Source organism: Mesorhizobium sp. U510 (assembly GCF_059180695.1).
Window position 1 is genome coordinate 4,250,314 of the sequence record NZ_CP180532.1, and the last position, 21,509, is coordinate 4,271,822.

Consider the following 21,509-nt stretch of genomic DNA (forward strand, 5'->3'; position numbering starts at 1 on the left):
ATGCCGGAACTCGAACAGGCCCCCAAATTTGATCAGGCCCCCAAACTTGATCAGGCTTTGGCCGAAGTCGCCGCCGAAATGGCCGAACGCACCGATCGCGGCGATGTCGCCACCTACATTCCTCAATTGGGCAAGGTCGACCCGAGGAAATTCGGCATTGCCGCCGTCACCAATGACGGCCGCGTGCTGATGGCGGGCGATGCCGACCAGGCATTTTCGATCCAGAGCATCTCCAAGGTGTTCACCCTGACGCTGGCGCTTGGCAATGTCGGCGACGCGCTGTGGAAAAGGGTCGGGCGCGAGCCGTCCGGCAATCCATTCAACTCGATCGTCCAGCTCGAGCACGAGAACGGCATCCCGCGCAATCCGTTCATCAATGCAGGCGCCATCGTCATTTCCGATATCCTGCTTGCCGGCCATCAGCCGCGCGAGGCGATCGGCGAGATCCTGCGCTTCATCCAGTTTCTCGCCGACGACGAGACCATCATCATCGACCGTGAGGTCGCGGCGTCCGAACGTGCCACCGGCTATCGCAACTTCGCGCTCGCCAACTACATGAAATCCTTCGGCAATCTTCATCATGCTCCGGAACTGGCACTGGGCGTCTATTTCCACCATTGCGCCATAGCCATGAGTTGCCGGCAATTGGCGATGGCCGGCCGCTTCCTCGCCAATGGCGGCAAGAACCCGGCGACAGGCCATTCCGTGGTGTCGGCGGAGCGGGCACGGCGCATCGGCGCCATGATGCTGACTTGCGGCCACTATGACGGCTCCGGCGATTTCGCCTTCCGTGTCGGCATACCCGGCAAAAGTGGCGTCGGCGGCGGCATATTGGGCATTGTGCCGGGTGTGGCGTCGCTTGCGGTGTGGTCGCCCGGCCTCAACGCCAACGGCAATTCCAAGCTGGGTTCGATCGCGCTGGAAAAGCTGGCCAGGATGATGAACTGGTCGATCTTCGCGCCTTAGCCAGCGCTTCGCCACCTGTTGGAACGCGCAATGTGAAAAATCCCGCGCCGTCTTTCGATCGGCGTGGGATTCTTTTATTAGAAAGTCACTTCAACCAGTTGAAATGCTTAGAAAAAGCCCTTCCGCTGCCACCAGCCGGCGCGCTTCGGCTTTTCTTCGGTCTTGGCTTCCGGCTCATCGGCGACGGTCGAGGACACCACCGGCACCACGGGCGCGTCGATGGCCGCCGGCTTGCGTCGTGACGGCCGGGCCTTCGAAGACTCTTGCGCAACGGGTGCAACCACCGCCTCCTCAGCAGCCGCCACCGGAGGCTCGACTGGCGCTTCTGCGGCCGCTTCGACAACAGCGGTTTCAGCGACCGCTTCGGCGGCTGCCTTCTTCGGCTTGGCTGCGCGACGCGGCTTCTTGGGCTTCTCGGTGCTTGGCACCTCTTCGCCCGCCGCGGCCACCGGTTCTTCCGTCACCGCGGCAACAGCCACCGGTTCGATCGAGGCAGGCTCGCTTTCGGAAGCATCGGCTTCCGAAGCCTCGGTCGCCTCGCCGGCGCTTGCCTCGCTCTCGCCTTCACCGTCTTCGCGACGGTTGCGCTTGCCGCCGCGCTTGCCGCGCCGGCGCTTCTTGCCCTGGCCGTCATCCGCGGCCTGCACCGCCTCGTCGGAAGCGCTGGCAGCGATCGGGGCGGCGTCGTCCTGTACGCCGTCATCGTCGCCTGCCGCGTCTGCCGCGCCGGCGAAATCGCCGGCCTGAGTGGAGATGGATGAGCCGTCCGCCGGAGCGCCATGCTCGCGGTCGCGATCCCTGCCGCCGCGACGTCTGCGGCGCTTGCGACGCTTGCGGTCTCGGCCTTCGCCATCTTCGCTGCCGGCAGGCCGCGGCTGCTGGTTCTGCTGCGGCTGCTGGCGTGGCTGCTCGGCCTGGACCACGACCTCATCGTCTTCCTCGACGACGGCAATCTCGTCCTCGGGCTCCTCAGGCTCGACATAGGCCGGCAGGCTGCGGACCTCGACGAAACCCTCGGGCTTCTCGGCCAGCGCGCCGCGGAAGATCGCGTAGTGCTGCGCGCCAACCGTATCGTCGGCCTCGATGGTGATGGTCAGGCCGAAGCGGCTTTCCAGTTCCACCAGCGTGCCGCGCTTGTGGTTGAGCACGTAGAGCGCGGTTGCCGCCGGCGTGCGCACGGTGATGTGGCTGCGCGAATCCTTGAGCAGGAATTCCTCGATCGCCCGCACCACCATCAGCGCCACCGACGAATCGGACCTGACATGGCCGGTGCCGCCGCAATGCGGGCAGGGCTTCATGGTCGATTCCAGCACGCTGGCGCGGATGCGCTGGCGTGACATCTCCATTAGGCCGAAATGCGAGATTCGGCCGACCTGGATGCGCGCACGGTCGTTCTTGAGGTGATCCTTCAGCCGCTTCTCGACGGAGCGGTTGTTGCGGTTCTCCTCCATGTCGATGAAGTCGATGACGATCAGGCCGGCGAGATCGCGCAGCCTGAGCTGACGGGCAACTTCTTCGGCCGCTTCCAGATTGGTGTGGAGCGCGGTGTCCTCGATCGAGTGCTCCTTGGTGGAGCGGCCCGAATTGACGTCGATAGCGACCAGCGCCTCGGTCTGGTTGATGATGATGTAGCCGCCGCTCTTCAGCGTCACCTGCGGCTGCAGCATGCGGTCGAGCTGCGCCTCGATGCCGTTGCGCACGAAGATCGGCGTCGTGTCGCGGAACGGCTGAACCACCTTGGCGTGGCTCGGCATCAGCATGCGCATGAAGTCCTTGGCTTCGCGGTAGCCTTCCTCGCCGGAGACAAGGATCTCGTCGATATCCTTGTTATAGAGGTCGCGCACCGAACGCTTGATCAGGCTGCCTTCCTCATAGACGAGGGCAGGGGCGGTGGACTGGAGCGTGAGATTGCGCACGTTTTCCCACAGCCGCATCAGATATTCATAATCGCGCTTGATCTCGGCCTTGGTACGGCTCTCGCCGGCCGTGCGCAGTATGACGCCCATGCCTTGCGGCACTTCGAGATCGGCAACGACCTCCTTCAGGCGCTTGCGATCGACCGCGCTGGTGATCTTGCGCGAAATGCCGCCGCCGCGCGCCGTGTTCGGCATCAGCACCGAATAGCGGCCGGCAAGCGACAGATAGGTGGTGAGTGCGGCGCCCTTGTTGCCGCGCTCTTCTTTGACGACCTGAACCAGCAGGATCTGCCGGCGCTTGATCACTTCCTGGATCTTGTACTGGCGGCGCACCGGTTTGCGACGGTTGCGCACTTCTTCCAGAGCGTCCTCGGCGCCGACCGATTCGACCTCGTGATCATCGGGATGCGAGGACTGTACTTCCTCCAACATGCCACGATCATTGTCGCTGGATGTGGTTTCAGTGGCCTGTTCCGTCTGCGAGACAGGTTCGGAAATCACATCGCCTTCGACCGCGGCGGCGATCGATGTCGGACCACCCTCGCGGGTTTCGGTTTCGTCCTGATCGGTGGAACCTTCATCATGGCCTGATGTATCGGCATGCCCCGAGGGCTCGGAATGTTCCGATGTATCGGCTGCGTGTTCGATGATCTCGGAGGTGTGTGAAATCTCCTCGACAACGATGTCGCCGCTGTCGTTGCCTTCGCTTGGCTCGCCGGAGCCTTCGCCTGCCTCGCCGGTATCGCGCTTGTGCTCACCGCGCTCGCGGCTCTTGCCGCCGCGCCGGCGTCCGCGCCGACCGCGATCGCGGCTCTGGCGGTCATCGCCGTCACCATCCTCGTCCTCTTCGTCCTCGGCCTCCTGCGCTTCGGCGCGCAGCAGTGCCTGACGGTCGGCCACCGGGATCTGGTAGTAGTCGGGGTGTATTTCACTGAAGGCGAGAAAACCGTGACGGTTGCCGCCATATTCGACAAAGGCTGCCTGAAGGGAGGGTTCGACGCGCGTTACGCGGGCGAGGTAGATATTTCCTTTGAGCTGCTTCTTGTCCTGGGATTCAAAGTCGAATTCTTCGATACGGTTACCGCGTACGACGACAACGCGTGTTTCCTCCGGGTGGGAGGCGTCTATCAGCATTTTGTTGGGCATTATTTCGTTTCCCCCCGGCAGCCGTCAGCCGCAGCTGGCGGGGCAAAGCCCGCTGCTGTGTGTCTGGAGAGTGGGTGCCGGATAATTGAATGTCCGCCGGACGGTGCCTGCGTGTCATGGCGGTGCCGCCCGCTGCCATACTGGCGCGGTTTGATGCGGACCTTTCCATGATTGCGCTTGAAGCCATCGTCACCAGCGGAACCTTTTGAACCAAAGCCCGGAAACCGGACCAGCTTGTTTGCTCATACAGAGCCGGCACGGGGACAAACCCGGCCGTTTTCCTCACGCAGGTGATTCCCCCGCCACGGGAGCACACCTGCGAAATTCGTCGCAATCACCTGAAGCCTTTTCGCGTGAAGCGAAAGGAGCCGCCTTTCATCTGACCCTGTAGCAGGAAGCTGCGGAGGAGGGCGGTTCCAGGATTGCAGTGATCCACTATCGCTTTTATGATTTGGCGGGTTGGAAGGCAACCCCGATTTCCGATGCCGGCAAAAAGCAGTTCCGTAACGTAAGCCTGGGGTCCAATCCTTGCGTGAAAAGGCTTGGTTAACCTTCTCTGGATACCAATCGTTAATCGAGTTCGCGGCCTAACCGGCACTTCGACGAAACGAGCGGGCGCCTGGCGCCAAACCGGGAGCGACTGGAAGAGAGATGGGACTGGCAGACTTCACAGGCAAGGGATGTCGTGTTGGCGGCCGGATTCTTGCCGCTCTATGTCTGTCGCTGCTGGTGGTGATTTCCCAGGCCTTTTTTTCCGTTGCCGACGCCGCCGATGCGCCGCTGGTGGCAAAGGGCTACAAGATGGCGGGCGATGCCACCAAGATGCGCATCGTCATGGACTTCGATCGCGAGCCTGATATCAAATGGTTCCTGCTGCGCGGACCCAATCGTCTGGTCATCGACCTGGCGAATACCAGGCTGGCCATCGACGCCAAGGATTTGAAGCCACGCGGCCTGGTCAAGGGCGTGCGCCTGGGCGCACTCGGCGACGGTGTCTCGCGGCTGATCCTTACCGGCAAGGGGCCGTTCGCCGTCGACAAGCTGGATGTGCTCAAGAATGAGGACGGAACCGGCTACCGCATTGCCGTCGACATGTCGGCGGCCTCCGAACGGGAGTTCGACGCCGCCCTTGCCAACCAGGCACTGACCACCGGCTCGACGGTTTCGACCGACAAGGGCGGGCGGGTTGGCACCGGGCCGGTCTCCAATCCCGGCCACCGCTTCACCGTCGTCATCGATCCCGGCCATGGCGGCGTCGACGGCGGCGCCGAGGGTCTGAACGGCACCATCGAGAAGAACGTCACGCTGGCCTTCGCCACGGAACTGCGCGACAAGCTCGCGGCCATCGGCAAATATGATGTCTTCATGACCCGCGACACCGATGAATATCTGCGTCTGGACGACCGCGTGCGCATTGCCCGCCAACATGAGGCCGATCTGCTGATTTCGATCCATGCCGACACGATCAGCGTCAAGGGCATCCGCGGCGCCACGGTCTATACCGTCTCCGACAAGGCGTCGGATCCCGAGGCGCAGGCGCTCGCCGACCGAGAAAATCTCTCCGATCAGTTCGCCGGTATGGTCATCAAGGACGATAACAAGGAAGTGACCGATATCCTGATCGACCTGATCCGCCGTGAGACACACACCTTCTCGATGAGTTTCGCACACACGTTGGTCGGCCAGCTTTCGACCAGCGTCGGTCTCATCAACAATCCGCAGCGTTCCGCGGGCTTCAAAGTATTGAAAGCGCCGGACGTGCCATCCGTGCTGGTCGAACTCGGCTATCTCTCGAATGCCAAGGACGAGGCGCAACTGCTTAACGCGGAATGGCGCGGCAAGGCCGCACAAAGCATCACCAACGCCGTTGCGCTGTTCGCGTCCGCCAAGGCCGGGGCTGGAACCGGAGGTTGACATGCCTTGCGGCGCCTGCAACCAGAGGCGGCGTTGCTGGATGACAACACCCGGTGCCTTTATTTGCAGCGGGCGGTCACGAAATCAGGCCTTGCCGTATTTTGTCCACATGGTGGCGACATGGGTTTTCGAATACGGATTGGGACCGGCTCGAAAGCTTGCGTGGAAGGCGGCTTCGTTTAGGAAATTCCCGAACCAAGGACTGGAGCGGGTATGATTCGTCTCATTGGCTATTTCTTCGGCATCGGCACGACGCTGGCCCTTCTGGTCGCGGCGGGCGTTGCCATTTACATCAGCCATCTGTCGAAGGATCTGCCCGACTACGAGGTGCTGGCCAAATACGAGCCGCCGGTGACCACGCGCATCCACGCCTCGGATGGCTCGCTGATGGCCGAATACGCGCGCGAGCGGCGCTTGTATTTGCCGATCCAGGCTATCCCGGATCGCGTCAAGGCGGCCTTCCTGTCGGCGGAAGACAAGAACTTCTACAACCACCCCGGCATCGACGTGACCGGCCTTGGCCGCGCCATCATCGTCAACTTGCAGAATTTCGGGTCGGGCAGGCGCCAGGTCGGCGCTTCGACGATCACCCAGCAGGTGGCCAAGAACTTCCTGTTGACCGCGGACCAGACCTACGAGCGCAAGATCAAGGAAATGATCCTGGCCTTCCGCATCGAGCAGGCCTATCCCAAGGATCGTATCCTCGAGCTCTACCTCAACGAAATCTTCTTCGGTTTCGGCGCCTATGGTGTCGCCGGCGCGGCGCTTACCTATTTCGACAAGTCGGTGAACGAACTGACCGTGGCCGAGGCCGCCTACCTGGCGTCGCTGCCGAAAGGCCCCAACAACTACCATCCCTTCAAGCATGCCGATCGCGCGATCGAGCGCCGCAACTGGGTCATCGACCAGATGGTCGAAAATGGCTACGTCACGCGTGAGGAAGGCAACAAGGCCAAGGCCGAGCCGCTCGGCGTGACGCCGCGCCGTACCGGCACCTATCTGTTCGCCGGCGAATACTTCACCGAAGAGGTGCGCCGCCAGATCATCGCCCGTTACGGCGAGAACGCGCTCTACGAAGGCGGCCTGTCCGTCCGCACCACGCTTGATCCGAAAGTCCAGCTCATCGCCCGCAAGGCGATGCAGAACGGCTTGATCAAGTACGATACGCTGCGTGGCTATCGCGGGCCGGTGACGTCAATCGACGTGTCCGGCGACTGGGGCGTCCCGCTGGGCGCCGTCAAGGGATTGGAAGACGTCCCTGAATGGTCGCTGGCCGTCGTGCTCGACTCCTCCGCATCAGGCCTCTCGATTGGCCTGCAGCCCGCGCGCCAGGCGTCGGGCGACATCGTCAAGGAACGCGTCGAAGGCACCGTCAGCAAGGACGACATGGGCTTTGCCATGCGCCATATGGTCGACGGCAAGACGGTCAAGGCCAAGTCGCCGGCCGACGTGCTCAAGCCCGGCGACGTCATCTTCGTGCAGAAGAACGAAGGCTCCGACAACACCTACAGCCTGCGCCAGGTTCCCGAGGTGGAAGGCGGCCTGATCGCCATGGATCCGCACACCGGCCGTGTGCTGGCCATGGTCGGCGGTTTCTCCTATGCGCAGTCCGAATTCAACCGTGCCACCCAGGCGATGCGTCAGCCGGGCTCCTCGTTCAAGCCGATCGTCTATTCGGCGGCGCTCGACAATGGCTATACGCCGGCCTCGGTGATCATGGACGGACCGATCACCATACAGAGCGGCAACACGACCTGGACGCCCAAGAACTATGACGGCACCGTCGCCGGGCCGGCAACCCTGCGCTCCGGCATCGAGAAGTCGCGCAATTTGATGACAGTGCGGCTTGCCAACGACATGGGTATGAAGCTGGTCGTCGAATATGCCGAGCGCTTCGGCGTCTACGATCATTTGGCGCCGTATCTGCCGATGGCGCTGGGCTCCGGCGAGACCACCGTCATGCGCATGGTTTCGGCCTATTCGATCATGGCCAATGGCGGCAAGTCGATCAAACCCTCGCTCATTGACCGCATCCAGGACCGCTACGGCAAGACAGTATTCAAGCAGGATGAGCGTGGCTGCGAAGGCTGCAACGCGAGCGAATGGAAGAACCAGCCGGAGCCGGAACTGGTCGACAATTCCGAGCAGGTGCTCGATCCGATGACCGCTTACCAGATCACCTCGATGATGGAAGGCGTGGTCCAGCGCGGCACCGGCGCCACTATCGGCGAACTCGGCCGCCACATTGCCGGCAAGACCGGCACCACCAACGACGAAAAGGACGCCTGGTTCATCGGTTTCACGCCGAACCTCGTGGTCGGCCTATACATGGGCTACGACACGCCGCGCGGCCTTGGCCATGGCGCCACCGGTGGTGGTCTCGCCGCTCCGATCTTCAAGGATTTCATGCGCGTGGCGCTGGACGGCACGCCCAATGTCGACTTCAAGGTTCCGGAGGGCATGAATCTGATCGCGATCAATCGCAAGACCGGCATGCGTGCCGCGTCGGGCGATCCCGGCACCATCATCGAGGCCTTCAAGCCGGGCACCGGTCCCGCCGACAGCTATTGGGTGATCGGAATGGGCGCCGACGGCTCCAACGCGTCGGGCGGCGCACTGTCGCCGCAGGCCAACCAGGCCATCCAGGACGGCGGCGGCGGGCTCTACTGACGGGGCCGGATGCGGATCGCTGGGCTGGCCTTGGGGCCGGCCCATTTCGCTTTACACATGGCGGCGCCGTCCCTATGTATCGCGCCGACCGAAGTGTCACTTCAGCAACAGGACAAAATACCAGGCCATGCGCGCGGAAACGCAGAATATTGTCGACGAGATCAGGCAGGCGATCACCCTGCTGAGGAGGCATCTTTGACTGGGACCAGGCCATAAAGCGGCTTGAATACCTCAATGTGCGGGCCGAGGACGCCAGCCTCTGGAACGAACCGCTGGAAGCGCAGAAGCTGATGCGCGAGCGCCAGGGCCTCGAGGAAGGCATTGCGGCGGTCAAGGGCCTGACCCAGGCGCTGGAAGACAATATCGGCCTGATCGAGCTCGGCGAGGAAGAGGGTGACGAAGGCGTCATCGCCGAGGCCGAAGCGGCGATCCGTTCGATGCAGGGCGAGGCCAAGGCCCGCCAGGTCGAAACGCTGCTGTCGGGTGAAGCCGACGCCAACGACACCTATCTCGAAATCCATGCTGGCGCCGGCGGCACTGAAAGCCAGGACTGGGCCTCGATGCTCTTGCGCATGTACACGCGCTGGGCCGAACGCCGCCGCTTCAAGGTCGAGGTGCTGGAAGTGCATGACGGCGAAGAGGCCGGCATCAAGTCCGCCACATTGCTGATCAAGGGCCACAATGCCTATGGCTGGATGAAGACCGAATCCGGTGTCCATCGCCTGGTGCGCATTTCGCCCTATGACAGCAATGCGCGCCGGCATACCTCCTTCGCCAGCGTCTGGGTTTATCCCGTTATCGACGACACGATCGAGATCGATGTTTCCGAATCCGACGTACGCATCGACACCTATCGCTCGTCGGGTTCCGGCGGCCAGCACGTCAACACCACCGATTCGGCCGTGCGCATCACCCATATCGCCACCGGCATCGCGGTCGCCTGCCAAGCCGAGCGTTCGCAGCACAAGAACAAAGCGAAGGCCTGGGAGATGCTGCGCTCGCGCCTCTACGAGGAAGAGCTGAAGAAGCGTGAGGCCATCGCCAACGCCACGGAAGCCTCGAAGAGCGACATCGGCTGGGGCCACCAGATCCGTTCCTACGTGCTGCAGCCCTACCAGCTGGTCAAGGATCTGCGCACCGGCGTCGAAAGCACCAGCCCGTCGAGCGTGCTCGATGGCGACCTCGACGATTTCATGGAAGCCTCGCTGTCGCAACGCATCGAAGGCGGCGCAGGCGAGGCCGTGGCGGATCTGGACTAGCACCGTCCGCCACTAGACCATAGCACCCGCTCGCACTTTCTTGGGGACCAAGCGGTCCATTGCTCACGGCAACCTGCCGTGGTCATGGAGGGCACGTTTGCGGCCTTGGGCGGCCAGCAACGGGCGCAGCCTCCACGCAGCAATTTCTTGCACCGACTCACATTTCGGCTCACCATTTGCGGCAGGAGGAGACAAAAGCATTTATGGCCGGTCGCGGCATATCTGCTGACGATTGGCCGCTGGGAAGACACGTTCCGGGAACGGGCAAGCGAAACGCTTGAAACCTCGTTTGAAAGGAGCGTTGCCATGTTTGCTGCCAGTTCCAGATCGGCGATCGCCGTTCCGTCGGTTGGCCAGCTTGTCCTTCCCCTTTGCGCGGCGTGTGTGATCGCGCTCCTGTCGGCGTCGGCCATGGCGCACGACGCCAAGCCGACCGCGGCCAAGCCGCAAGGCTGGAGTTATCCGTTCGCTTGCTGCGCGAATTACGACTGCCACGAGGTGTCGCAGACCTCGATCAGCGAGCGTCCGGAAGGCTATGTAATCAAGGACACCGGGGAGGTGCTGGCCTACAGCGACAGGCGCATCAAGAATTCGCCGGACGGCGAATACCATTGGTGCGCGCATGAGGCCGGGCTTGATGCCGGCAAGACGATCTGCCTGTTCGTGCCGCCATCGTCCTACTGAGTTCGCGGCCTGCTGTTCAGGGGTAGAGCCTGCTGACAGACAGTTGTCAGGATCGCTTCTTTATGGTGCCCTGCCGCATGGGCGGCGGACAATGGAGAGGTGATGTTGATGACCATCAAGGGAAGCTGTCACTGCAAGGCGACGACATTCGAGGTTTCAGAGGCACCGGAAACGGTGACGCAATGCACCTGCTCGTTCTGCTCGAAACGTGGCTCGCTCTGGGCCTATTATACCCCCTCGCAGTTCAAGCTCATCACGCCTCTGAAAAACGTCTCCTTCTATGAGTGGGGCTCGAAAACCGTGAAACATGGTTTTTGCGCCAACTGCGGCTGCGGCACGTTCACCGAGACGCCGGATTGGTCGACCGGCGAGCCGGATTTCGACAATCCGAAGATCAGCGTCAACTCGCGGCTGTTCGACGACTTCAATCTCGACAAGGTGGAAGTGGTGGTCATTGACGGCAAGAATCTCTGGTAACTGATCCCCGGAAAAGCCGTCGCGGGTGCTTTTCCCGTTCCGCTTTTCGCCGCAATTCATGGTACAAGTCGCGCGAAGGGCTGATTTGGCGCCGTCGAAAAAGGCGCGACTTGGAGAGGGACCATCTATGAAGAAGACCGTGCTCGTCGCCGTGGCGACGGCCTTGCTCGTGAGCGCCTGCACCACCACGGATCCGTATACGGGCGACCAGAAGATTTCCAACACGGCCGCAGGTGCTGGTCTCGGTGCCCTGGCAGGTGCCAGCCTCGGTCTGCTTGCCGGCGGCAATGACCGCCGCAACGCGCTGATCGGCGCCGGCATCGGTGCGCTGGCCGGCGGCGCCATCGGCGCCACCATGGATCAGAACGAAGCTGAACTGCGCCGGCAGCTCGAGGGTACCGGTGTCAGCGTCACTCGCAGTGGTGACCAGATCATCCTCAATATGCCGTCGGACATCACCTTCAATGTCGATCAGGATGCGGTGAAGCCAGGCTTCTATCCGGTGCTGAACTCGGTTGCGCTGGTGCTGAAGAAATTCAAGCAGACCACGGTCGATGTTTTCGGTCATACCGATTCGACCGGCGGCGACCAGCACAATTTCGATCTGTCGCAGCGCCGCGCACTGGCGGTTGCCAACTATCTGTCCGGTCAGGGCGTCGATCAGCGCCGCTTCGCCGTCACCGGCTTCGGCAAGACGCGGCCGATCGCATCCAACGCGACGGCCGCCGGCCGCGAGCAGAACCGTCGCGTCGAGATCCAATTGTCGCCGCTCACCTGACGATCTGTACCGCAACGAATGTGAAAACGGCCCCAATGCGGGGCCGTTTTTGTTTGAGCGGCCATCGCACCCTGCAGCTGTCGCGCTTAAGAATTAGCAACAGCTAAATAACTGCTTTCCTACAGTCACGGAAAGGAATAGCATCATCGCTGTTCCAGAGGGGATGAGGCGGTACAACTGGCCGCGTAACAAGCATTTTCCCGCCTCGGTCTTGCACGGCCAGATGAAATGTCTGGGAGGAATGCATGACAAGAACAACCTGCCTCGGGCGCTGCGGCGTCCTCGCTTTGACCAGTATTGCGGGTCTGTGGTTGGGGCTCGCCACGGCTCAGGCCGAGGACGCCAACAAGGCCGACATCGAAGCCTTGAAGAAATCATTGGCCAAGTATGAAGACTATACCGCAGCTGTCCGCGACCTCTATCTGTCGACGGTCGGCTGCGTCTTCTACAGTGGGGAAAAGATACCGGGCTCGATGGATTACCCGAAAGGCGCCATGGGCGTCCATTTCGTCAACGTCCCAAGCGTCGGCCAGAAGCTCGACCCGATGAAGCCCAACGTGCTGATCTACGAGCCGACCAAGAAAGGCCTGAAGTTGGTCGGCGTGGAGTGGCTGGTGCCGTTGACACCGAACGTCAAGGAAGTCCCCACACTGTTTGGCCAGAAATTCATGGGTCCGATGGAAGGACACTATCCGCTCATCCCGAGGGAGTTCGTCCACTACGATCTTCACGCCTGGCTGTTCAGGGACAATCCGAACGGCATGTTCAGTCCGACGAACCCGAACGTGAAATGCAGCAAGGCCGATTTTCCGATGCTGGAGAAGCCGACCAAGATGATGCCTGGGCCGATGTAGCGGCCGGCCAAGCCAATACATGTCGGCGCTGAATTCCGTTGCGTCGGTCCTGAAGAAGTTCCGCCGGACGACCGTCGACGTGTTCGGCCATGCCGATTCGAACAACAGCGACCAGCACAATTTCGATCTGTCGCAGCGCCATGCGCTGGCGGTCGCCAACTATCTGTCCGGCCACAAAACGGCCCCTCGCGTGGGGCCGTTTTTGTGTTGTGAGCCCACTTAAGATATTGCGTCAGCCCGCTGTCATCGCGTCGGTGAGAATGGAGCAGATACGCGAGATTGCTTCATCCGAAAGATCTGTCCAGCAAGGCAGGCCCAGTTGAGTCGCAACAAGCGTCTCGGTGACCGGCAGCGGTACTTTGGGAAAATGTTCGAAGGCTGTGTGCCGATGCAGGCCGCCGCCCCACCATCGACGGACACCAATTCGGGCTTGCGTCAGCACATTGAGTGCCGTTTCCATCGAATCCGACGGCAGGCCAACGGTAACGGTGGAGGATATCCAGCGTTCGCCAAATCCATCCTGCACGTTCACCCCGGAAGTCGAAGCAAGCGAGCGGCAATAGCCTCTGGCAACACGCTGGTAGGCGGCACGTGTAAGTGTCCAACCGTCCAGTGCGGCGAGGCCGACGGCCGCGCCATACTCACTGAGCTTGCCATTCAACGCCGGCGATGCCGCCTCGCGCGAATTTGCAAAACCAAAATTGGCCTTCTTCACAATTTCGTCGATCAGAGCACCGTCGTCGGACGCAATGAAGCAGCCTTCGCCAACGCCGAGTGCCTTGGTGGCATGCAGGCTGACGACTGCCGGAACCCGCGATGGCGTCAGCGAGTCGAAGGCCGCGGCCGCGTCAATTGCCACGGCAAGACCGGTATCGCTCTTGAACCGGTCCCAGTTCGCGGCATCCATCGGGCCGCCGAACGGCATAACCGGCATGACGGCACCGACCTTGCCAGGAGCCTGCCTGAGGAGTTGTATCGCCGCCTCTGGCAACAATTGCTGGGTGTCGAGGTCGACGTCGACAAGCCAGGGAACGAGCCCTGCGAGGACCGCCGCGTGCGCGCTGGCGGCGAAGGTCCAGGACGGCATCATGCAGAGACTGCCCTTTGCCGGTTTCTGCGCCATCAGCGCCAGGACCAACCCCAGCGTTGCGTTTGCCAGGCACACGACATGACCCACGGCGATGCGAGCCCTGAGACCTTCCTGGAAGCGCTGATTCAGCGGACCGTTGTTGCTGTACCAGCGGTTCGCGTCGATCTCGCGCAGATAGGGCAGAATGTCGTCCGCTGTTGGCAGGCGCGGGCGCGCGACCGGGACATCAGGCGTCGGATCGGGATCGGCATCCCATAATTTGCTTGTCATGAAGCTTTACGGCCGTCGGCAATCCTGAGGTATAAATCTTCATTGGCCGGCAATGGCCGCAAGGTTTCGGGCCGGCTGCTGCCGATCTGGAACCGGGTTGAGTTTTGCGAGACGGTATAGAAATGCCAATGATCGGCGCATAGAAATACGAAGCTGGCAAAGGATATAGCTTCCTGGCCACAGAGGCGACGGTTACGGCGCCAGTGCCTCACATACGCGCTGCCAAGCGACATCTCCTCTCGCTTGGCAATGATGGTTCGAGCAAGGCGTGCAGCCATCAGAGCCGCACCGGCCAACTCAGCGAGCCGGCTAAGGCTGGAATGTTTTCTTCCAGCCAGGGCCGCCTGGGACGCCCGGCTGCGGCGGAACCCTGGCGACCCCACGTAGCCATTCACCAGGCGATCGAAATAGGCATCCGGCTGGTACAGGCGCCGCACCAGCCTGTCGTAGCCGGCCTTGAGGACTTCGCGCGTCATGTTCTTGGGATGAAAGCTGACATGTGGGTCGCTGAGATCCAGCCGACCTTCGGTCTTCAGCCGATCGTAAAGTGGCGTCGTTGGAATTGGACACAGGACGGCGACCGACACCAGCGCGATGCCGCTTTGCTGAATGAATTCAAACTGCTCGTCGAAGATCGCTTCGTCGTCGGCGTCGAACCCGACGATGAAGCCGGCGTGGATCACCAGCCCCTTGTCGCGGATGCGCTGCAGCTTCTCAAGCATGGAGTCGCCGCGAACGTTTTGAACCTTCCTGGTTTCGGCCAATGACGAGGCGCGAGGCGATTCGATTCCGACAAAGACCTGGCGGAAATTGGCCATCCGCATCAGGTCGAGCATTTCCTCATCGTCGCCCAGATTGATGCTGGCCTCGGTGGAGAAGATCAATGGATAGTTGTTGGCCCGCTGCCAATCGATCAGCACGCGCAGCAACTCCTTGGCCTTGGCCTTGTTGCCGATAAAATTGTCGTCGACCAGGAAGCAGGTGCTGAATCCGGCTTTCACGATCGCCTCGAATTCGAGGACCATCTGCGCGGGTAACTTGAGACGCGGGCGGCGACCGAAAATGGTGATGATGTCGCAGAATTCGCACATGAATGGACATCCGCGCGAAAACTGCAGCGATGCTACCATATAGCGTCCGGGTTTCAGCAGGTCATATCGCGGCGTCGGCACGGTCTCCATGTTGGTTTTGGCGTCTTGCTCGTAACGCCGTTGCACCACCCCGTCTTGCGCGAAAGCCGTAAGGAATCGCGGCCATGTCTCCTCGGCTTCGCCGATGAAACGCACGTCGCAGCGATCGACGAACTCCGATTCAGCCACTGAAACGTAGGGGCCACCGACCACCGCGGTGACCGGAAGATCACGCAGCCTATCCAGGATCTCGAACATGCGGTCGCGCTGCACGATCATGCCGGTCACGCCAACGATGTCGAAGTCGCCAAGCTGCTCGAAATCGATGTCCTCGACGTTCTCGTCGACCAGGACGACATCGCAATGCTCCGGAGCAAGGGCCGCCAGCGCTGGCAACGAGCCTGTCACGATCCAACTGCGCTTGCTGCCTGGTAAAATGGAAAGGACTTCATCACGGGTCCAGATGGAAGGGTGGAAGCGCGGATTGATGAGACAAACCCGAAGCCGGCGCGGCGAAGGGATGTGCGAACTGTGCATCGTGTTGGGCCGATCTGACCAGAGGTACTGGGGCGCAGCGTTTCATGTCGTTGATGGCGTGATATACAGGGCCATGTCGAACGTATAGGGCAATTCCATGAGATATTACAATTGACTGATATAAATCCGTACAGCGCGCTTGTTGCGCATTATGAGGCGTGTTTTGCGCGACACGGAGACACATTTAAAGGAGTTGACTGGCCCGATGCCGAAGGGGCAGCGACGCGTTATCGCGTGATGGCAGAGGTGATGCGTGAGCGCGGCTCAGTCGACCTGCTCGACTTCGGCTGCGGCGCTGGTCATTTCCTCGACTATCTGCGCCAGACTGATCGCAAGGTGCGCTACCGGGGGCTCGATCTGTCGGCGCGGTTTGTTGACCTGTGCCGGCGCAAGTATCCCGGCGTGGCGTTTGACTGCCTGGACGTGATGCAGGACGGGGCAGCTGTGCCCGAGGCCGACTACATCGTCATGAACGGTGTCTTCACCGAGCGCTGCGGCATCGCCTACGAGACGATGTTCGATGCCATGACTGGATTGCTGGCAAAAATGTTCCCGTATGCACGCAAGGGAATGGCCTTCAACTTGATGTCCAAACACGTCGACTGGGAGCGAGAGGATCTCTTTCACGTGGCCTATGACCAGATCAGCCGCTTTGTCGTCGGTCAATTGTCGCGCCATCACGTCATTCGCGCCGACTACGGGCTCTACGAATACACTGTTTACGTCTACAAGGCTGCCGCATAGCCGGACAATCCACGGTGATGACGAGCAGACCAGGGATGCAAGGCAAGGGCGCACGGGGGCGGCATGGCGGATGTGGTCATTTTTGGGGCAGGGCAGCTCGCCGAAGTTGCCAAGGCCTATCTCGACAGATTCGGCGAGGATCGTGTCGTTGGGTTCACTGTCGACGAAGCCTTCCTCACGCAACCCGAGTTCAAGGGCCTTCCCGTGGTCGCCTGGGAAAGGCTTGAGGAGCGCTTCCCGCCTGATGCCGTCAAGCTGCTCGGTCCGCTCAGCTACCAGAATCTCAACGAGTTCCGCAGGAATAGGCACGCGGAGGGCAGGGAGCGTGGATACGGCTTTGCGCGCTTTATCCATCCCTCGACCCACAATATGGCGGAGACGGTTGGCGACAACTGCTTCATTCTGGAAAACTGCACGCTGCAGCCGTTTGTTCGCCTCGGCGAGGGCATCATCATGTGGAGCGGCAGCCATGTGGGTCATCACTCCATCCTCGAGGACTTCTGCTTCGTGTCGTCGCAGGTGGGCTTGGCGAGCGGCGTCCGTATCGGTACGTGCAGCCTGATCGGCGGCCAGGTCGGCGTCGACAACGGCATCACGATCGGCGCGGGAAGCTACATTGAGTCTCGTTGCATGATCCGGCGCGATGTGCCGCCCAACAGTGTGGTTCGTCATCCCTCGGATCTGCCGAAGCCCTATTCCAGCGCCCGCATCAAGTCGATGAAGTTCCGCTGATGCCCGACCATCAGAGGAAATGGACCCGGCGGGGATTGCTGGTGTCGGTAAAGGCGGGAGGGTGGTGGCGCAGTCACGCACAGTCCCCAACGGTTCTCGCCCTTTCGCCTCGGCTTTGGCGTATCTATTTCGCAGGACGCAACAGCGACAACCTGTCATCCATTCTGGCCGTCGACGTCGACCCGCAAGACGGCATGCGTGTGTTGGACGAGCATCTCGATCCACTCCTGGAGTGGGGCCCGCCAGGGAGCTTCGATAGCACCGGGCTGGGGCCGTCTTGTGCGCTGATGATCGGTGGGCGCGTGCACCTCTATTATTCGGGTGTTTATCCACGCAACGATGTCAGCTTCCAGATCGCCATCGGGCTCGCCATCAGCGATGACGGGCTGAGTTTCAAGAAGGCATTCGCCGGTCCGGTCCGGGGCATTGGTCCGGCAGATCCGTATTTCGTGTCGACGCCCTTCGTCGGAAAGACCAAGTACGGCTATCGCATGTGGTATGTGAGCGGCACCGGCTGGGCGCAGGTAAACGGCGTTTGGGAGCCTGAATATGTCCTGCGCAGCTGTGATTCATTAGACGCCATCGTGTGGGAAGCGGAATCGATCGCCGTCCCCGCTGACGACCTTGGTGACGGTATCAGCCAGACGCGCCCCTGGATGACGAATGAGGCTGGCGGCATGCGCCTGTGGTATAGCCGGCGCGGGCGGGACTTTCGCGCTGGCGGCAAAGAAGCTTACCGACTGTTTTCTCGTCGCATGGACACCCGGAACGGAACCGTCGGTGGAGCCGAGCCTGTGATTTTCAGCAATCCGCCGGCCGCCGGCGAATTCGACAGCTCGATGCAGGCCTATTGCTGCATCATGCAGCGCCCCTCCGGCGACGTGATGTTCTACAATGGCAACGGGTTTGGCGAGGCCGGCATCGGCTGGGCAACTCGCGATTTGACTTGAGCAGGCTCGAATGACTTTCGAATTTCGCATCCCGATCCTGCCCGAACAGGAGTTTTTTTCAAACGTCAAACTGGCTGCTTTGTCGCTGGCCAGTCTCGGCGGCGCCTATGCCACCGCCCCCATTTTGGTCTCCGTCGGGGGGCATGCCGACTTCAGTGAAATCAGTGCCGTCAATCGATGGTCATCGGCCTACCCGGTGACGTGGCGTCCCGTGCCTCACGCTGTCAGCGATCGGGGCTTTTCCTCGGGCTTCGACCGCTATGCCGAACCGCCAAGCGGCGATGTCATCATCCTTGTCGATGCCGATGCCTGCCTGATGCGGCCAATCAACGGCCTTCTGCAAAGCATGCGCGACGCCGATCGTCCTACCGTGGCCGGGCTGCCGGCGCATTTCTCGCCATTCTCGAGAAATGGCGCGGAAAATGACGCCGCGTGGCGCCGACTTCTCGGGGCATTCGGCTTCGGCGACACGCCCCTGAACTTCCGATATTCCCAGTCGCCAGATGAAGCGTTCGGTGGCTGCCCAGCGTATTTCAACTATGGTTTCGTCGCCTTCAACAAGATGGCATTCACCGCTATTCAGCCATTGATCCGCCCGCTGACGGCGCGCGTATTGGACTATTTGAAGGATACGCCCTCCATTTTCTTTTCTGCCCAGATCGCGCTGTCATTGGCGATCCTGACGGTTGGAGCCGATCCTTTGCCGCTTGGGCCGGAGTACAATTGCCCGAACTCGGACGAGATGCTGGCGCACGGGCTGCACGACGCGGCTGATATCAGGGTGCTGCATTATCTTCGCCGCGAGCAGTTCGACCGTCACAGCTTCCTGTGCAAGCGCGATGAATTCGACGCTTTCTGCAACATGTCATTCGCATCTCCGGTTCTGCGAGCCTTCCAGCAGCACGTTCGAAGTCTGCCTCGCCTCTTCTATGGCGAAGGGGGAACATAGTGACGGGCAAGCTCACCATTGCTGTCATGCAGCCATACTTCTTCCCCTATGCGGGTTATTTCCGCCTGATGGCCGCGAGCGACATCTTCGTTGTTTTCGACGATGTTCAGTTCGCGCGCCGGGGAAGGGTGCACCGCTGCGAAATGACGCCGGGACACTGGCTGACATTGCCGGTTGCGCCGATGCCTTTCGACGCGCTGATAAAGGACCTGCGCTGGGCGAACGATGCCCGAACCACCTTGGACAAGCGGCTGGCTGTCTTCGGCCTGCCAGGCCAAGCGCGGACGCCAGCGGCAGAGCAGATCAACGGCCACCTGACCGGGGCCCTTGGCGACGTGACAGATTTTCTCGAGGAGGGTCTTCGGCTAACGGCCGATGCGCTTCAGCTCAGACCGGATGTCGTACGCAGCTCCCGCCTCGGCATCGATCCTGCCTTGCGTGCACAAGCCCGCGTGATCGCCATCGTTCAGGCACTTGGCGGCCAGCGCTACATCAATGCTCCAGGCGGACGTAGCCTTTATTCACGCGATGCCTTTCAGCAGGCAGGTATAGATCTTCGATTTCTCGTGCCCTATGCAGGAAGGTTCCCGCACATCTTGCCTGCCTTGTTAGGCAACGGCCTTGCCGATCTTCGCGATGATATCCGAAAGACGTGCCAATTGGCCAAGTGATCGTTTGCCGATCACTTGGCGGCTATTTCAAGCTTGGCCCAGTCAGACCTTGGCGACGATGCGCATGAAGGCCGGCATGTCGTCGCCGAAGCCAACGGTGGTGTCGTTGTCTTCCTGGTGGCGATGGCGGGCAGGACGACTGTTGTCTCGCTGCGGCCTGGTGTCACCGCGTTCCGGTGCCCGCTGTTCGTTGCGATCGGAGGATTTGCGTTCGGTGTTTTCCGAACGGATCGCCTCCTTGCGTGCGCGCCGCTCGCCGATATCGGCGACGGCCGTCGCAGCCACATCGGGCTGTTCTTGCTGTGCAACCACGGTCGAGGCGTCTTCCCCGGTGTGTCTGGCACGGCGTTCGCCGCCCTTCTTGCGCTCGCCTCTGTCCTTGCGATCGTCGTCCTTGCGGCCGGCGCGACGCGGCGCGCCTTTGCCACGGCGCGGAGCATCGTCCTCACCGCCTTCGCTGGCCACGACCGTCGACAGGTCACCGTCATGCCATTCGATCTTGTTGCCGATCAGCCGCTCGATGGCGTCGATGTATTTGGTGTCGGACTTCGTCGCGATGGTGAAGGACTTGCCGGAGCGACCGGCACGGCCGGTACGGCCGATGCGGTGGACATAGTCCTCGGCATGGATCGGCACATCGTAGTTGAAGACATGGCTGACATCGGGGATGTCGAGGCCGCGCGCGGCGACGTCCGATGCCACGAGGTAGCGCAGCTTGCCATCACGGAAATTGGCCAACATCTGCATGCGGGCGCGCTGGTCCATGTCGCCATGCAGGGCGCCGGCATCGAAATCATGCTTCAGCAGCGAGCGGAACAGCTCCGACACTTCGACCTTGCGGTTGCAGAAGATGATGGCGTTCTTCAACTCAGCGTCTTCGGCCTTGATGAGGTTGCGCAACGTCTCGCGCTTGTCCCAAGGCTTCGATCCTGATTTGACCAGCCGCTGGATGATGTTAGTGGCGGCCGACGCGGCCTTCGAAACTTCGACGCGCACCGGCGCGTGCAGAAACTTTTCGGTCAGCTTGGTGATTTCCGGCGGCATTGTTGCCGAGAAGAACAGCGTCTGCCGGGTGAACGGGATCATCTCGCAAATGCGCTCGATATCGGGAATGAAGCCCATGTCGAGCATCCGGTCGGCCTCGTCGATGACGAGGATCTCGACGCCGTTGAGCAGAAGCTTGCCGCGCTCGCGATGGTCGAGCAGGCGGCCAGGCGTCGCGATCAGCACGTCGGCGCCGCGCTCCAGCTTCTTGTCCTGCTCGTCGAACGACACGCCGCCGATCAGAAGCGCGATGTTGAGCTTGTGGTTCTTGCCGTATTTGACGAAGTTTTCCTCGACCTGCGCGGCAAGCTCGCGCGTCGGTTCGAGAATCAGCGTACGCGGCATGCGGGCGCGGGCGCGGCCCTTTTCCAGCCGGGTCAGCATCGGCAGCACGAAGGAGGCTGTCTTGCCGGTGCCGGTCTGGGCTATGCCCAGCACGTCCTTGCCGAGCAAGGCGTGCGGGATGGCACCGGCCTGGATCGGTGTCGGCTGCGTGTAGCCGGCATCGGTAACTGCGGAAAGCACCTTCGGCGACAGGCCGAGGTCTGAAAAGGTCAACGCTTCTTGAGCGATCGTGGTGTCTGAGGACAAGTGTTGTTGTCTTTGGCTGGTTCGGGGAGGCGCAACGTTATTCGTCGCGGCAAGCGCCACGCGCTTGCAAGATTGGCATTGCGATTAGGCGCAAGTCCGCGATTTGTCAACAGAAACGGGCGGGATTGGCGCGATTG

Annotated in this window: 18 protein-coding genes and 1 pseudogene; 15 read left to right on the forward strand and 4 right to left on the reverse strand. The window is 61.4% G+C overall.

Going from position 1 to position 21,509, the window contains the following annotated elements; translation table 11 throughout:
• Positions 1–966 carry a glutaminase gene (locus tag ACLGL5_RS22230; protein WP_019857908.1) on the forward strand — a complete coding sequence of 322 codons (966 nt, stop codon included), beginning with the start codon at positions 1–3 and terminating at the stop codon, positions 964–966.
• Positions 967–1,073: 107 nt separating this feature from the next.
• Here the strand turns inward: ACLGL5_RS22230 and ACLGL5_RS22235 are convergent, their stop codons facing one another.
• Positions 1,074–4,028 carry an Rne/Rng family ribonuclease gene (locus tag ACLGL5_RS22235; protein WP_069092044.1) on the reverse strand — a complete coding sequence of 985 codons (2,955 nt, stop codon included), beginning with the start codon at positions 4,026–4,028 and terminating at the stop codon, positions 1,074–1,076.
• A gap of 651 nt (positions 4,029–4,679) precedes the next feature.
• Here ACLGL5_RS22235 and ACLGL5_RS22240 point away from each other — a divergent pair.
• The 8 genes and pseudogenes from ACLGL5_RS22240 to ACLGL5_RS22275 form a co-directional block, all read left to right on the forward strand.
• The gene (locus tag ACLGL5_RS22240; RefSeq protein WP_069092045.1) at positions 4,680–5,942 is read left to right on the forward strand and encodes an N-acetylmuramoyl-L-alanine amidase; all 1,263 of its coding nucleotides are present in this window, start codon (positions 4,680–4,682) and stop codon (positions 5,940–5,942) included.
• 213 nt (positions 5,943–6,155) lie between these two features.
• Entirely contained in the window at positions 6,156–8,612 is a 2,457-nt protein-coding gene (locus ACLGL5_RS22245; protein ID WP_019857912.1) for a penicillin-binding protein 1A, read from the forward strand.
• 127 nt (positions 8,613–8,739) lie between these two features.
• A protein-coding gene (gene prfB, locus ACLGL5_RS22250) for a peptide chain release factor 2 (protein WP_141700923.1) occupies positions 8,740–9,871 on the forward strand; the annotation gives its coding sequence in 2 pieces (ribosomal slippage) (positions 8,740–8,805 and positions 8,807–9,871; 1,131 coding nt in all).
• A gap of 306 nt (positions 9,872–10,177) precedes the next feature.
• Positions 10,178–10,555, forward strand: a complete 378-nt coding sequence (locus ACLGL5_RS22255; RefSeq protein ID WP_032921071.1) for a hypothetical protein — start codon at positions 10,178–10,180, stop codon at positions 10,553–10,555.
• A gap of 108 nt (positions 10,556–10,663) precedes the next feature.
• Entirely contained in the window at positions 10,664–11,032 is a 369-nt protein-coding gene (locus tag ACLGL5_RS22260; RefSeq protein WP_032933394.1) for a GFA family protein, read from the forward strand.
• A gap of 127 nt (positions 11,033–11,159) precedes the next feature.
• Positions 11,160–11,810 (forward strand): YiaD family glycine zipper/OmpA-like lipoprotein, encoded by a 651-nt coding sequence (locus ACLGL5_RS22265; protein ID WP_010909222.1) that lies wholly within the window; start codon positions 11,160–11,162, stop codon positions 11,808–11,810.
• Between the two features lie 245 nt (positions 11,811–12,055).
• Complete coding sequence (locus ACLGL5_RS22270) at positions 12,056–12,664, forward strand: hypothetical protein (protein ID WP_027046797.1); 609 nt, start codon at positions 12,056–12,058, stop codon at positions 12,662–12,664.
• A 16-nt stretch (positions 12,665–12,680) separates the two neighbouring features.
• A pseudogene (locus tag ACLGL5_RS22275) lies at positions 12,681–12,836 on the forward strand (OmpA family protein); the annotation flags it as partial.
• Positions 12,837–12,896: 60 nt separating this feature from the next.
• Here ACLGL5_RS22275 and ACLGL5_RS22280 read toward each other — a convergent pair.
• Positions 12,897–13,919, reverse strand: a complete 1,023-nt coding sequence (locus ACLGL5_RS22280) for a DegT/DnrJ/EryC1/StrS family aminotransferase (RefSeq protein ID WP_245307262.1) — start codon at positions 13,917–13,919, stop codon at positions 12,897–12,899.
• Here ACLGL5_RS22280 and ACLGL5_RS22285 point away from each other — a divergent pair.
• The gene (locus tag ACLGL5_RS22285) at positions 13,833–14,012 is read left to right on the forward strand and encodes a hypothetical protein (RefSeq protein WP_223217960.1); all 180 of its coding nucleotides are present in this window, start codon (positions 13,833–13,835) and stop codon (positions 14,010–14,012) included. The two genes, ACLGL5_RS22280 and ACLGL5_RS22285, sit on opposite strands and share 87 nt — an antisense overlap.
• 8 nt (positions 14,013–14,020) lie before the next feature.
• Here ACLGL5_RS22285 and ACLGL5_RS22290 read toward each other — a convergent pair whose 3' ends face one another.
• Complete coding sequence (locus ACLGL5_RS22290) at positions 14,021–15,691, reverse strand: B12-binding domain-containing radical SAM protein (RefSeq protein WP_083246731.1); 1,671 nt, start codon at positions 15,689–15,691, stop codon at positions 14,021–14,023.
• Positions 15,692–15,802: 111 nt separating this feature from the next.
• On the opposite strand from ACLGL5_RS22290, the gene ACLGL5_RS22295 reads away from it, so the two are divergent.
• From ACLGL5_RS22295 to ACLGL5_RS22315, 5 genes are all read left to right on the forward strand, one after another.
• A complete protein-coding gene (locus ACLGL5_RS22295; protein WP_210184882.1) occupies positions 15,803–16,435 on the forward strand; it encodes a class I SAM-dependent methyltransferase in 633 nt (210 codons plus the stop codon).
• A gap of 63 nt (positions 16,436–16,498) precedes the next feature.
• Positions 16,499–17,167, forward strand: coding sequence for an acetyltransferase (locus tag ACLGL5_RS22300; protein ID WP_064982849.1), 669 nt, complete (start codon positions 16,499–16,501; stop codon positions 17,165–17,167).
• Entirely contained in the window at positions 17,167–18,117 is a 951-nt protein-coding gene (locus ACLGL5_RS22305; RefSeq protein WP_141700924.1) for a glycoside hydrolase family 32 protein, read from the forward strand. Before ACLGL5_RS22300 ends, ACLGL5_RS22305 begins: the two co-directional genes overlap by 1 nt.
• A 10-nt stretch (positions 18,118–18,127) precedes the next feature.
• Positions 18,128–19,066 carry a hypothetical protein gene (locus ACLGL5_RS22310; RefSeq protein WP_069092047.1) on the forward strand — a complete coding sequence of 313 codons (939 nt, stop codon included), beginning with the start codon at positions 18,128–18,130 and terminating at the stop codon, positions 19,064–19,066.
• A complete protein-coding gene (locus ACLGL5_RS22315) occupies positions 19,066–19,737 on the forward strand; it encodes a WbqC family protein (RefSeq protein WP_083246734.1) in 672 nt (223 codons plus the stop codon). The genes ACLGL5_RS22310 and ACLGL5_RS22315 overlap by 1 nt, the downstream gene beginning before the upstream one ends.
• A gap of 42 nt (positions 19,738–19,779) precedes the next feature.
• On the opposite strand, the gene ACLGL5_RS22320 is transcribed toward ACLGL5_RS22315, so the two are convergent.
• Positions 19,780–21,372 (reverse strand): DEAD/DEAH box helicase, encoded by a 1,593-nt coding sequence (locus ACLGL5_RS22320; RefSeq protein ID WP_038646580.1) that lies wholly within the window; start codon positions 21,370–21,372, stop codon positions 19,780–19,782.
• Positions 21,373–21,509: the final 137 nt, after the last annotated feature.

Bases quoted from the DNA above. Each gene is read 5' to 3' on its own strand.
- ACLGL5_RS22230 (WP_019857908.1), top strand. From the start codon at position 1: ATGCCGGAACTCGAACAGGCCCCCAAATTTGATCAGGCCCCCAAACTT.
- ACLGL5_RS22285 (WP_223217960.1), top strand. From the start codon at position 13,833: ATGACCCACGGCGATGCGAGCCCTGAGACCTTCCTGGAAGCGCTGATT.
- ACLGL5_RS22300 (WP_064982849.1), top strand. From the start codon at position 16,499: ATGGCGGATGTGGTCATTTTTGGGGCAGGGCAGCTCGCCGAAGTTGCC.
- ACLGL5_RS22235 (WP_069092044.1), bottom strand. From the start codon at position 4,028: ATGCCCAACAAAATGCTGATAGACGCCTCCCACCCGGAGGAAACACGC.
- ACLGL5_RS22265 (WP_010909222.1), top strand. From the start codon at position 11,160: ATGAAGAAGACCGTGCTCGTCGCCGTGGCGACGGCCTTGCTCGTGAGC.
- ACLGL5_RS22240 (WP_069092045.1), top strand. From the start codon at position 4,680: ATGGGACTGGCAGACTTCACAGGCAAGGGATGTCGTGTTGGCGGCCGG.
- ACLGL5_RS22270 (WP_027046797.1), top strand. From the start codon at position 12,056: ATGACAAGAACAACCTGCCTCGGGCGCTGCGGCGTCCTCGCTTTGACC.
- ACLGL5_RS22260 (WP_032933394.1), top strand. From the start codon at position 10,664: ATGACCATCAAGGGAAGCTGTCACTGCAAGGCGACGACATTCGAGGTT.
- ACLGL5_RS22255 (WP_032921071.1), top strand. From the start codon at position 10,178: ATGTTTGCTGCCAGTTCCAGATCGGCGATCGCCGTTCCGTCGGTTGGC.
- ACLGL5_RS22245 (WP_019857912.1), top strand. From the start codon at position 6,156: ATGATTCGTCTCATTGGCTATTTCTTCGGCATCGGCACGACGCTGGCC.
- ACLGL5_RS22305 (WP_141700924.1), top strand. From the start codon at position 17,167: ATGCCCGACCATCAGAGGAAATGGACCCGGCGGGGATTGCTGGTGTCG.
- ACLGL5_RS22290 (WP_083246731.1), bottom strand. From the start codon at position 15,691: ATGCACAGTTCGCACATCCCTTCGCCGCGCCGGCTTCGGGTTTGTCTC.
- ACLGL5_RS22310 (WP_069092047.1), top strand. From the start codon at position 18,128: ATGACTTTCGAATTTCGCATCCCGATCCTGCCCGAACAGGAGTTTTTT.